We start from the raw sequence: 11,600 nt of genomic DNA, 5'->3' as shown, positions 1-11,600 counted from the left end.
TGGGAAAGATGTTACGGGCCGTTGCCAACTAAGCTTTCGCTAAGGTTGGTTTAGCACAGTGAAATCTCCCACATCTGCTGAGAGCGTTTCCATGCGTAAAATTCTCTTGCTGTCGCTGATTATCGCCAGCCCCATGGCCATCGCCGGCCCGCAATGCACCACTGCCGAGCGCTCGCAATGGCAGGACCAGAAGGTTTTTCAGGAGCAGCTGAAAGCCCAGGGCTACGAGATCAGCAAATTCAAGGTCACCGATGGCAACTGCTACGAGATCTACGGCTTCGACAAGGACAAGCGCAAAGTCGAGATCTACCACGATCCAGTCACCGGCAAGGCCGTGAAGACTGAGATCAAGGGCTGATGCCAGCAACCTCCCTGCGCCTCTGGGACCCGGTGGTGAGGGTGTTTCACCTCTCCATCGCCGGCGTCTTTGTGGCCAATTACTTCTTCAACGAAGCAGGCGACGACTGGCACGTATGGCTGGGCTATTACGCCATGGCCTGGTTGCTGGTGCGGTTGGTGTGGGGATTTGTCGGACCGCGCAGCGCGCGCTGGTCGGACTTCTGGCCGACGCCGGAACGGCTCAAGGGCCATGTACGTTCACTGCTCAACCGCCGACCACAGCACCGCCTGGGCCATTCGCCCATTGGCGCGTTGGTGATGATCCTGATGTTGCTGGCGCTGCTGACCCTCGGTGTCAGCGGCTTTTTGATGCAGGAAGTCGACGCCCTGTGGGGCGCCGATTGGCCGCTGCTATTGCACGAAACCGCCGCCAATGTACTGGCCGGCCTGGTGGGCGTGCATGTGCTGGCGGCGGTGTTTGAAAGTATCCAGGTGCGGGACAACCTGCCGTTATCCATGCTCACCGGCCGCAGGAGGCGCCTGCCGGATGACCGTGCGCAGTAATCCTTTTTTCCGACAGGTTCTCTATGCGCCCGCTTTTAATAATCTGCAGTCTGCTGGTGGTCTTTTTCGCCGCCTGGCAAAGCCATCCGCCCCACGTATTGGCGCCGTTTGCCCAAGGCCCCAAGGACAGCTCGCCAACCGCGGCCGCCCCGCAATACAGCAGCCGCTTTGTCTCCTCGCAGCTCAATGACTTTGTGCACTCCTCCTCGGTCACTGCCCTGCCCGGCGGCGACCTGATGGCCGTATGGTTTGCCGGCTCCCGCGAAGGCGCTGCCGATGTGCAGGTGCGCACCGCGCGCTTTGACGCGAAAAGCGCCGAATGGGGCCCGGAGCAAGTACTCGCCACCCGGGAAAGCACCCGCGACGGCACTCACCGTTACATCCGCAAGCTGGGCAACCCGGTGATCGCCCTGGCGCCGGACAATCGCCTGTGGATGTTCTACGTCTCGGTATCGGTGGGCGGCTGGGCCACCAGCGCGATCAATGTGATGGTCTCGGACGACCTCGGCACAAACTGGTCGGCACCTCGCCAACTGATCACCTCGCCTTTCTTCAACATCAGCACCCTGGTGCGCGCCGCACCGGTGTTCCATGCCGACGGCTCCATCGGGCTGCCGGTGTACCACGAGTTCATGGGCAAATTCGCCGAGTACCTGTACTTGAGCCCCGACGGGGCGGTGATCGACAAATTCCGTATCAGCCGAGGGAAGAATTCGCTGCAACCGACCATCGTCCCGCAGGACGGCCAGCGCGCCATCGCCATGTTGCGTTACGCCGGCGAGACTCATCACAAGGTCCTCGCCAGCCGCACCGAAGACGCGGGTCAAACCTGGAGCGAGCCCTATCCACTGGAGCCGTCCAACCCCAATTCCTCGTTGGCAGCCGTCAGCACTGAAGGCGACGGCTTGCTGGTGGCCCTCAACGACCTGCGGGACGGTCGCTTCAAGCTGAGCCTGTACGGCACCGATGCCAAGCTCAACCAGTGGCGCACCGTGGTGGAACTGGACCAATCCCCCGACCCCTTGGGCCAACCGTTCTCCCCTGCGGCCTACAAGGAAATCATCGGCGAAGGCTTCCGCGCCTCCAGCGGTGCCCTGCGCCTGCCGCTGGAGCAACGTTTCCTCAGCAGCCTGGATTACCGGGTGTGCAAACCCCGCGGCTGCGATTTCGAATACGAATACCCGTATTTCAGCCGCAGCCCGGACGGCATGTATCACCTGGTTTACTCGTGGAATAACACCTTTATCAAACACGTCAGCTTCAACGAAGCCTGGCTGTCGGAGCGCCTGTGATGTTTTCCATATGGCAAGCGCATTTGAGTTTTGTGCTGTTGGGTTTTGTCCTGCTCAGCCTCCTGCGCGTAACGGCGCCCTGGCGCCCATGGCTGCTGCCGGTGTTGGTGGTGGTGAGTTTTATCCCGGTCAACGAACTGCCGCTGGCGGCGTACGTGCGCAGCTTCACCGATGACTTGGCCATCAGCACTCTGGTGTTGTTGGCGTGGGTCAGCCTGTGCCGTTTGGGCGTGGTGCAGCCGCTCCAGCGCCCGCAGAAGGTCCAGGTGTTGCTGCTGTTTGGCGCACTCAGCCTGGCGCTGTACCCCGCAACGATGGGCCTGACCTACTTCGATCCGTACCGCTGGGGCTTCAATCCCCGGCCGATGATTGTGCTGATCGGCATGGCCGCGCTGTTGATGCTCTGGCTGCGTAATACCTTGGCCGTGTGGATGCTCGCGGCGGGTACTTTGGCGTTTGCGCTGCGGCTCAAGGCCTCGGAAAACTACTGGGACTATCTGATCGACCCACTGCTGACGGGCTATTGCCTGGTGGCCGGGTTGTGGATGCTGGCGCTGGCTGCCTGGCGTCCTCTTTTAAAACTGCACAGAGGTCAATAATGGGATGGTTGCACTCGCGCCGCCTGCGCTACGGCGTGGGCGCGATCGGTTTGGTATTTGCGTTGCTGGCGGCACTGCGGCTGGTGTTTGTATTGGGATTTTCCGGGGTCGACCTCAGGGAACCTGCACTGCTGGAAACCTTCGGGATAGGCCTGCGTTTCGACCTGCGCCTGGCGGTGCTGATCCTGCTGCCCCTGGCCCTGCTCGCCTGGCTGCCACGCTGGAACCTGCTGACCGTCCCCGCCCTGCGCTGGCTGGCACGGGGTTATCTGCTGCTGGCATTGGGCATCGTCGGGCTGGTGTACATCATCGACTTCGGCCACTACGCCTACCTCGGCGTGCGCATCAATGCCACGGTGCTGCGTTATCTGGAAGACGCGCAGATTTCCCAGCAGATGGTGTGGGAAACCTACCCGGTGCTGTGGATAACCTTGAGTTGGCTTACCGCAGTCGGCCTGTGGACCTACGCCCTGGTTCGTCTTGAACGCATCACCCTGGATGGCGAACGCAAACCCATCGGCAAGCTGACCATTGCATCCGTGGCCACCGTTGGCGTGATCGCGGTGTTGCTGGCCCTGCTCGGCCGCGTCGCCAACCTCAACCTCGAAAATCCGGTGCCCCTGCGCTGGAGCGATGCGTTCTTTTCCGGCAACAACCAGATCGCTGCCGTAGGCCTTAATCCGGTGCTGTTTTTGTACGACACCCTCAAGGTCGGCCAGTCGCAATTCGATGAGGCGCGGGTGCGCGAGCATTACCCGCAAGTTGCGAATTATCTGGGGGTCAGCCAACCCGATCCCGAGCAATTGAGCTTCGCCCGCGAACAAGCCGTGCAGCCTTATCGGCTCAAGGGCGAGCGCCCGCCGAACGTGATTTTCGTGATGCTCGAGTCCCTCGGCACCAGCGCTGTGGGCGCCTACGGTAACCCGCTGAACCCCACGCCGAACCTCGACAAACTGGCGAAGGAAAGCTGGTTCTTCAAACACTTCTACGTGCCCGTCACCGGCACTGCCAAAACCGTGTGGGCGAGCATCACCGGCGTACCCGACGTTACCCGCCAGGAGACGGCCACCCGCAACCCGCTGATCACCCGGCAACACACCTTGATCAATGCGTTCGAGGATTATCAGAAGCTCTACATGATCGGCGGCAATGCCGGCTGGGCGAATATCAACGCGCTGATCCGCCAGAGCATCGACGGCGTGAAGCTCTATGACGAAAGCCACTGGCGCTCGCCACGGGTGGACGTGTGGGGTGTTTCCGACCTGGACCTGTTCAAGGAAGGCGACGAACTGCTGCGCGCCATCCCCAAGGACCAACCGTTCTTCGCCTACCTGCAAACCTCCGGCAACCACCGCCCGTTCACCATCCCCAAGAACAACGACGGCTTCGTGGTGCATGACCTGACCGTGGAACAAGTCCAGGCCGCGGGCAGTCGCAGCGTCGAGCAATACAACGCCGTACGCCTGCTGGACTTCAACATCGGTCGCCTGATGGAAATCGCCAAGGCCGGCGGTTATTACGACAACACCATCTTCGTGTTCTTCGGTGACCACAACACCCGCATCAGCCAGATCCCGCACATGGCGCCGGCGTTCGAGCAGCTTGGTCTGGAAAGCAACAACGTGCCGATGATGATCCACGCACCCGGCCTGCAACCCCGGGTGATCGAAGAAGCCGTCGGCCTGGCAGACCTGCTGCCGACCGTCGCCGGCATGGCGGGCATTCCGTTTCGCAATGGCGCCATGGGCCGGGATATCCAGCAGCCTGCGCCGGAAGGCGAGCGGGTGGTGCCGCTGGTATTGCGCGAGGGCACCTTCCCGCTGATCGGTGGCGTGACCAAGGACTTCCTGCTGCAAATGGAACACGACGGCAGCTCGCCCACCCTGCATGACCTGGCGTCGCAAACGCCAAGGGACGATGTGGCCCAGGAATACCCGGAAGAGTTTCAGCGCTTGCAGGGACTGACTCGCGGGCTGCATGAGAGTGCGCGGTTGATGTTGTTCCGCAACGTTCGCTGAAGGCACTTGGCGGCTGGGCTTTACTATCGGCCCAGCCAATCCATCCCCCCAATCTATCGATTTGAGGTCCACTTCACCCTCCCCGACTATGGCGGCACTTCCAATAACAAAAACCAGGAACCCGCCATGACTGCCCGCTTCCACAACCCGGTAGACACCCGCTTCGGCTGGGGCTGCCTGCAAGCACTCGCCACCCTCACCGAAGGCCAGAGCGTCGCCCTTGTGACCTTCCCCGAAGCCCGCGAGCTCGGTCTGGTCGACCGCATCCAGGCACTGCTGGGTGACCGCCTGGTGTACGTGATCGAAGACGTGCAGCCCAACCCCGACGTGGCCCAACTGCGCGACACCTACGAGCGCTTCTGGCAGCAGGCCGGTGACTGCCAGGTGGTGGTCGCCGTCGGCGGGGGCAGTGCCATTGATACGGCCAAGGCGTTGATCGTCGGCACCGAATCGGGGGATTTCGACGAGTTGCTGGCGTTGCTGGCCACCGGAAAACCTTTCGTGCCGGCCCGTCACAAGCAACTGATTGCCGCGCCGACCACCGCCGGCACCGGCAGTGAAGTCACACCATGGGCGACGATCTGGGATTGCGCGAGCCTCAAGAAGTATTCGCTGCACCTGGACTGCACCTGGCCGAAAGTGGCGATCATCGACCCGCAGTTGATGCTGACGGTGCCGGCCGGAGTCACGGTTTCCACCGGGCTGGATGCCTTGTCCCATGCGCTGGAGTCGATCTGGAACATCAACGCCAACCCGATCTCGGACACCTTCGCCATCTCCGCCATCGAAGACATCCTGGAATGCCTGCCGCGCTTGCGGCGAGACCTCGGCAATCAAGAACTCCGTTCGCGGATGGCGCTGGCGGCCCTGAAAGCCGGCCTGGCCTTTTCCAATACCAAGACCGCCCTCGCCCACTCCATCTCCTACGAAATGACCTTGCACCACGGCTTGCCCCACGGCATCGCCTGCTCCTTCACCTTGCCGCTGGTGCTGGGCCTGGCATGGGGGCACGACGCCGCGCGTGACCGCACCCTGCAACGCATATTTGGCACCGACCTGCACCAGGCCCAGGCGCAGTTGCGCGACTTCCTCCACAGCCTGGACGTGAAGACCGAGTTTGCCGACTACGGCGTGAATGCCAGCGAGGCCGAGGCGATGATCCGCTTCGCCCTGCAAGGCGCACGCGGCAAGAATTTCATCGGCGCGCAAGCGGCCTAGACTCACCGTAATTCGGTCGTTTCCTGTTGCACCTATCAAGAGTGCCCCCCGGCGGCTGCGGTCGCCGGGGCGAATAACAATAAGGAAAACATCATGAATCGTGCACACGTGCTGCCTGTTCCTGCCGTCCGTACCTCATCGTTCCGCGTTGCCCAGTGGCGCATGCTGCTGGCCGCGATGTTTTGTTATCTGTTTTTCTACACCGGTCGCCAGACTTTCGGGTTTGCGATCCCCGGGATCCAGGCCGAGTTCGGCCTGACCAAGGAAACCCTCGGCTGGGCCTCGGCCGCGATGCTCTGGGCCTATGCGATTGGCCAGGCCATCAACGGCAACCTCGCCGACAAATTCGGCGGGCGCCGCATCATGACCCTTGGCGCGGTGCTGTCCTGCGGGGCCAACTGGGTCACGAGTTTCGCCAGCGGCTTTGCCGGGTTGATCCTGCCGTGGGGCATCAACGGTTACTTCCAGGCCCTCGGTTGGGCGCCCGGCAGCCGGCTGATTTCCAATTGGTGGAGCGCCGGCGAACGCGGCAAGGTGTATGGCTTTTATGTGTTCGCCGCCGGATGCGCCTCGGTCCTGTCGTACGTGACCTCGATCGTGGTGCTGGAAGTGCTGCAACTGGAGTGGCGCTGGATCTTCCGTCTGCCGGTGCTGTTGATGTTGGCGGGCGGCATCATTTTCTACCTGGTGGCCCGGGAACGGCCTCAGGACCTGGGCTTCGAACCCCTGGCCGATACTGGCGTGGCCAACGCCGAAGACAAGAATCATGAAGTGGCCCACGGCGAAGTCGAAACTTCGGCGCAGCGCTACAAGGCGGTGCTGAAAAACCCGCGGCTGATCATCGCCGCCCTCTCTCTGGGTTTCCAGAACGCCGCCCGCTACGGCCTGATCGTCTGGGTGCCAGTGCATTTCCTGGGCGCCAACTGGAAAAGCGGCGACAGCATGATCGATCCCAAGTGGATCACCGTGGCCCTGCCGGTGGGCATGGCCATCGGCGCCCTGAGCAATGGCTGGGTCTCGGACAAGTTGTTCGGCTCCAAACGCTACCTGGCGATCATGCTCTACATGTTCCTCGGCGCCGCCACCAGCCTGTGGATGTGGAGCCTGCCGCCCCACAGCGCAATCGGCCTGGTGGCGTTGTTCCTTTGCGGGTTCTTTGTATACGGTCCGGCGTCGAGTTTCTGGGCGCTGTGCCCGGACCTGGTGGGTGCCAAGCGTGCGGGTACGGCCACGGGCGTGATGAACTTCTCATCCTATCTGTTCGCCGGCCTGGCGGAACCGCTGATCGGCAGTATGCTCGACAGTACCGGCAACACCTCACTGATCTTCATCGTCGTGACCTCGGCCTGCCTGTGCAGCGCAGCGGTGGCGTTGTTTATCCGACGTTGATAACCGGCCCGGCGGACCTCAGGAACAGGACTCTTTATGTACCAGTACCACAAGTGGCTGCGCTCGTTTCATGCGGTGGCGAAGACCGGCAGTTTCACCCTCGCCGCCGAGTACCTGAGCGTCGGCCAGCCGACCATCAGCGAGCAGGTCAATGGGCTGGAGAAGCAGTTCTCGGTGGAGCTGTTCCACCGTCGCGGGCGGTTTATCGAGATGAGCGCGGCCGGGCACGCCCTTTACGGAATCACCCAGGGGCTGTTCGGCCAGGAGGATGAAGCCATGCAACTGTTGCAGAGTTTCAAGCAGCGCAAGACCGGGCTGCTGCGCCTGGGCGCGGTGTCGCCGCCGATCGCGATGAACCTGACCTATGAGCTGATGCAGCGCCACCCGGACATCGAACTGGAGACCTCGTTTTCCCCGGAAAAGGAAACCCTGGACCGGCTCTTCAACTTCGATATCGACGTGGCGATCCTGGCCCTATCGGAATTCGACCAGCGCTTCGATACCCAGCTTTACCGGCGCTATCCGATCATTGCAGTGGTACGCGATGACCATCCATGGGCCCAACAGAAAGAGGTGCACGTGGAACAGATCAGCCGCGAAAAGTGGGTGATGCGCGAGAAAAGCTCCCGCACCCGGCAACTGGTGGAAGAAAGCTGCAAGCGCCAGGACGTCGCCGTGAACTGCGTGATGCAGTTGAACAGTCGCGAAGCCATCGTGCACGCAATCACCAAAGGCATCGGCATCGGTTTTGTGTCCGCGGTGGAATACGCCGAAACCCCGGGCACCACCCCCATCACCTTCGTCGACCACCCGTTTTTCATCGACTACCACCTGTGTTGCCTGGGGATCCGGCGCAACCGACCGATGATCGCGGAGTTGTTCGAGGCCAGCCCGATACCGGTGACCTGATCGCCTCACCCGTTTAAACCCTCACCAGGTACTTACCTCTTCTTCGATAGAGGGACGGCCTGCTCACACCTGAAAAATGGAGACTTGCCATGAACTACCAACAACCTTCCAAGCTGCAAGCCGTGGTCCTGGATTGGGCCGGCACCGTCGTCGACTTCGGCTCCTTCGCCCCCACGCAGATTTTTGTCGAGGCATTCGGCGAGTTTGGCGTCGCCGTATCCCTGGAAGAAGCGCGCGGCCCGATGGGCATGGGCAAGTGGGACCACATCCGTACCTTGTGCAACCTGCCGCAGATTGCCGAGCGTTATCGGGCGGTGTTTGATCGCTTGCCGACAGACGCGGATGTCACCGCACTGTATGAACGCTTCATGCCGTTGCAGATCGAGAAAATTGCGCTGCATTCGGCGGTTATTCCCGGCGCTCTTGAGGCGATCAAAAATCTGCGCGAACAGGGTTTGAAGATCGGCTCCTGCTCCGGGTACCCGGCGGTGGTGATGGCCAAGGTGGTCGAGCTGGCGCGGCAGAATGGCTACGTCGCCGACCATGTGGTGGCGACCGACGAGGTGCCCAACGGGCGTCCGCATCCGGCGCAGGCACTGGCCAACGTGATTGCCTTGGGCATCAGCGACGTGGCCGCGTGCGTGAAGGTCGATGACACCTGGCCCGGGATTCTGGAAGGTCGCAGCGCAGGCATGTGGACGGTCGCGTTGACCTGTTCGGGCAATGCGCTGGGTTTGACCTACGAGCAATACAAGGCACTGCCCGCCGCTGAGCTGGCGCTGGAGCGCGCGCGTATTACACAGATGTTCGAGGGCTCTCGGCCGCATTACCTGATCGACACCATTGTCGAACTGCCCGCGGTGATCGAGGACATCAATGCGCGTTTGGCGCGCGGGGAAACACCGCAGGGTTCTTGAAGAGGCGACGGGGCGCGACAACGGCTCTGGGATCAACCCCGTATATCGGCAGGAAAAAATTGCGGCAACGTGCAGTCATTCTCGCCCGCGATGCATAATCTGCTGTCGGGGTCCATGTAGTCCTTGTAGGAGCCTTGGCCGATAAATGCGGCACTGTCGCCATGGCAGTTGGCGCCGTCCGCGCCTTCGTCTGCGCAATACGCAGGCTTACCATCGAACTGGAAAATGATGACCTGATCCGTACCTGGGTTACCGGCGACGGTGTTGCTCGCAAACTGACGAACAGGTGCGGATGGGGTCACGGCGGCCGGTGCGTTGCGAGCCTTCTCGCGAGCATCGATTTCAGCAACCATTACGTCGAAACGGCTATTCATGCGCTGCACTGATTCACGAGCGGCTTTACCCGACTTCTCGAACAGCGCCCAAAGATGAAGCTCGTCATTCGGACCATCGTTCATCGTAAGTGTGTGGTTGCCGTCGGTGATCTGCAGTGCGAGCAAACCGTTGACCTGTGCGGTGCTGCGCAAGAACCGCTTCGGAATAACCGTGAACACCAGCTTGAGTTGCCGACCGTTGCCCACATCGGCCGAAGCTTCAACCAACTTCAGCCCGGTTGCCTGTTCAACACGCGTGGCTTCTGGCGTTCGCAGGTACTCGAACTTGACGCTGGAAAGGCTCTTGTTGTCTTCGAGCGCGTCTTCAAGTTCCATCGACATATCGATACCGGTGCGGGCCAACAGGTTGTGCACACGCTCGGGATCCTGCCCGCGAATACCGGTGAAGGGGATGATTTCGTCAGGAGTCAGTTCTTCAACGGCATTGATGGCGTTGTTGGAGAACACGTAAAACGGCAGGTAGAACACCATCGAAACAATGGTGAGGGTGAGCCAGATTCGGAAAAGCGTTCGCATAGTCATCCTTGAGAATTGAGCGGGAAGAGATATCCGCAAACAACAAAGAAGTCATTATGCCATCATTGGGCATCACAGGGTTGCCAACCATTCCTGCCCTGTCTTTCATTGATTTCATGGAATAAATGCAATGAACCTCCAAACTGATGTTTTCAACGCCCTTACTGACTGCGCCCTTGTCGACAACGAGCCCGTGGCAGTCATGTCGCCTTACATCACCGGAAAAACGCTGCGCAGCTTTTTAAAGAATAGAGGGCCAGCAAAAATTTATACCCTGTTTCACCCGGAGCTGTTTGCAAGCAACAGCTCCGACCTGAAAACCCTCAAAGGCCTTTTGACAGACCAGCATGAGATCTATCAGGTCGCCCAACTGCACGCGAAGGTAATCGTGGTGGGCAACAGAATGGCGACGCTGGGCAGCCAAAACTTCACGACAAACGGCCAGAGAAACAAAGAGCTGAGCATTTCCACCGAGCAACGAACCAAGATAACTGCCATCAAGAAGCAGATAGACCAATGGCAGGTCGGCGCAACGCCGGTGACAAAAGAGCGAATCAAGGCGATGGAAGCCGCGGTGGTAAGCCTGAAGGCAAAATACCAGGACTATAAAAAAGCCTGCGCTGACGTCGCCGATGCTTTTGAAAAGACCGACAACGCGCAGTCTGCCAAAGACGACATCAGCAGTGTCATCGTCAAGTCCATCGCAAAGCTTCGCAGTTCGGCGCCCCTTTCGGCCCAAGTGAAAGTCGTTAACTTCAACGATGAAGGTAAAGCAAAACTGTCGCTCTATCCGCCCAAGGACCAGAGTTTCCTGGAGTGGAAAATCGATTCAGAACCCTACTCGCTCGAACCCAAGCAACGTTATTTTTGCGTGCTGGACAGCCAGAAACTTGGGTGGGCAAGGATCAATAAAACACGGATTACTTTCGTCGCCGATGACGTGGTACTGGACTTCGAAGAGTTCCCGCTACGCCCGGACTGGAAGATCCATGTGTCGGCCAAACCCAAGGCACGCCAGCACAAAAATGGTCAATCCAACTTGATGCTGAACATCTACGATTCAAAAGGCAGAGGGCTTTGTTGCGTCTTTATGAGGTTTGACTTCGATTCCGCGCACTCCTTTGCACCTGTGGCGTTTACAGGCGATAACCGCGGCGCTCAAAAGGCTACAGCCAAGGAGCAAGCACAAAGCAGAGCCTGGATACGCAAACACCAGGACCAGTTCGACAAAGAAATCATCAACGTAATTACAACGCCGTTCACCTTTGAAAAGGCGTACACCGGCAAACGCGGGGAGTTTTTCGGCAAGCCACAATCCGTCAACACCGTAGAACTGAAGCTCTATCACGACCAGCCATTCCTGGCAGTGAGCGCCGTGGGGAAAAGGCAGAAATCCTGATTAATTTCGCAGGCTGGGGACGATCACCATTATCGGGGTGCATCC

The 11,600-nt window shown here is 60.1% G+C and carries 11 protein-coding genes; 10 read left to right on the top strand and 1 reads right to left on the bottom strand.

Going from position 1 to position 11,600, the window contains the following annotated elements; all coding sequences use genetic code 11:
- Positions 1-91 precede the first annotated feature (91 nt).
- The 9 genes from NVB75_RS25435 (at position 92) to phnX (ending at position 9,245) form a co-directional block, all read left to right on the top strand.
- Complete coding sequence (locus NVB75_RS25435; protein WP_017476120.1) at positions 92-358, top strand: PepSY domain-containing protein; 267 nt, start codon at positions 92-94, stop codon at positions 356-358.
- Positions 358-903, top strand: coding sequence for a cytochrome b/b6 domain-containing protein (locus NVB75_RS25430; protein WP_258343869.1), 546 nt, complete (start codon positions 358-360; stop codon positions 901-903). The genes NVB75_RS25435 and NVB75_RS25430 overlap by 1 nt, the downstream gene beginning before the upstream one ends.
- Before the next feature lie 23 nt (positions 904-926).
- Positions 927-2,195: an exo-alpha-sialidase gene (locus NVB75_RS25425; protein WP_258343867.1), complete on the top strand. Its 1,269-nt coding sequence runs from the start codon at positions 927-929 to the stop codon at positions 2,193-2,195.
- Positions 2,195-2,794, top strand: a complete 600-nt coding sequence (locus NVB75_RS25420) for a hypothetical protein (protein WP_258343865.1) — start codon at positions 2,195-2,197, stop codon at positions 2,792-2,794. Before NVB75_RS25425 ends, NVB75_RS25420 begins: the two co-directional genes overlap by 1 nt.
- A complete protein-coding gene (locus NVB75_RS25415; RefSeq protein ID WP_258343864.1) occupies positions 2,794-4,812 on the top strand; it encodes an LTA synthase family protein in 2,019 nt (672 codons plus the stop codon). The genes NVB75_RS25420 and NVB75_RS25415 overlap by 1 nt, the downstream gene beginning before the upstream one ends.
- 126 nt (positions 4,813-4,938) lie before the next feature.
- The gene (gene psrA / locus NVB75_RS25410) at positions 4,939-6,030 is read left to right on the top strand and encodes an iron-containing alcohol dehydrogenase PsrA (protein WP_258343862.1); all 1,092 of its coding nucleotides are present in this window, start codon (positions 4,939-4,941) and stop codon (positions 6,028-6,030) included.
- A gap of 93 nt (positions 6,031-6,123) precedes the next feature.
- Positions 6,124-7,419 carry an MFS transporter gene (locus NVB75_RS25405; RefSeq protein WP_258343860.1) on the top strand — a complete coding sequence of 432 codons (1,296 nt, stop codon included), beginning with the start codon at positions 6,124-6,126 and terminating at the stop codon, positions 7,417-7,419.
- 36 nt (positions 7,420-7,455) lie between these two features.
- Positions 7,456-8,328: a LysR substrate-binding domain-containing protein gene (locus tag NVB75_RS25400; protein WP_258343859.1), complete on the top strand. Its 873-nt coding sequence runs from the start codon at positions 7,456-7,458 to the stop codon at positions 8,326-8,328.
- Between the two features lie 89 nt (positions 8,329-8,417).
- Positions 8,418-9,245 (top strand): phosphonoacetaldehyde hydrolase, encoded by an 828-nt coding sequence (phnX, locus tag NVB75_RS25395; RefSeq protein ID WP_258343858.1) that lies wholly within the window; start codon positions 8,418-8,420, stop codon positions 9,243-9,245.
- A gap of 32 nt (positions 9,246-9,277) precedes the next feature.
- On the opposite strand, the gene NVB75_RS25390 is transcribed toward phnX, so the two are convergent.
- Positions 9,278-10,156: a hypothetical protein gene (locus NVB75_RS25390; protein WP_258343856.1), complete on the bottom strand. Its 879-nt coding sequence runs from the start codon at positions 10,154-10,156 to the stop codon at positions 9,278-9,280.
- Between the two features lie 130 nt (positions 10,157-10,286).
- Here NVB75_RS25390 and NVB75_RS25385 point away from each other — a divergent pair, with 130 nt between their 5' ends.
- Positions 10,287-11,555: a phospholipase D-like domain-containing protein gene (locus tag NVB75_RS25385; protein WP_258343854.1), complete on the top strand. Its 1,269-nt coding sequence runs from the start codon at positions 10,287-10,289 to the stop codon at positions 11,553-11,555.
- Positions 11,556-11,600 lie beyond the last annotated feature (45 nt).

Source organism: Pseudomonas sp. CBS (genome assembly GCF_024734645.1).
Lineage (GTDB): Bacteria > Pseudomonadota > Gammaproteobacteria > Pseudomonadales > Pseudomonadaceae > Aquipseudomonas.
The sequence above is the reverse complement of the archived record's forward strand: the minus strand, read 5'-3'. Positions and strand labels throughout refer to the sequence as shown.

Excerpts from the sequence above, each read along its gene's own strand:
- NVB75_RS25435 (WP_017476120.1), top strand. The coding sequence starts at position 92 with ATGCGTAAAATTCTCTTGCTGTCGCTGATTATCGCCAGCCCCATGGCC.
- NVB75_RS25430 (WP_258343869.1), top strand. The coding sequence starts at position 358 with ATGCCAGCAACCTCCCTGCGCCTCTGGGACCCGGTGGTGAGGGTGTTT.
- NVB75_RS25425 (WP_258343867.1), top strand. The coding sequence starts at position 927 with ATGCGCCCGCTTTTAATAATCTGCAGTCTGCTGGTGGTCTTTTTCGCC.
- NVB75_RS25420 (WP_258343865.1), top strand. The coding sequence starts at position 2,195 with ATGTTTTCCATATGGCAAGCGCATTTGAGTTTTGTGCTGTTGGGTTTT.
- NVB75_RS25415 (WP_258343864.1), top strand. The coding sequence starts at position 2,794 with ATGGGATGGTTGCACTCGCGCCGCCTGCGCTACGGCGTGGGCGCGATC.
- psrA (WP_258343862.1), top strand. The coding sequence starts at position 4,939 with ATGACTGCCCGCTTCCACAACCCGGTAGACACCCGCTTCGGCTGGGGC.
- NVB75_RS25405 (WP_258343860.1), top strand. The coding sequence starts at position 6,124 with ATGAATCGTGCACACGTGCTGCCTGTTCCTGCCGTCCGTACCTCATCG.
- NVB75_RS25400 (WP_258343859.1), top strand. The coding sequence starts at position 7,456 with ATGTACCAGTACCACAAGTGGCTGCGCTCGTTTCATGCGGTGGCGAAG.
- phnX (WP_258343858.1), top strand. The coding sequence starts at position 8,418 with ATGAACTACCAACAACCTTCCAAGCTGCAAGCCGTGGTCCTGGATTGG.
- NVB75_RS25390 (WP_258343856.1), bottom strand. The coding sequence starts at position 10,156 with ATGCGAACGCTTTTCCGAATCTGGCTCACCCTCACCATTGTTTCGATG.
- NVB75_RS25385 (WP_258343854.1), top strand. The coding sequence starts at position 10,287 with ATGAACCTCCAAACTGATGTTTTCAACGCCCTTACTGACTGCGCCCTT.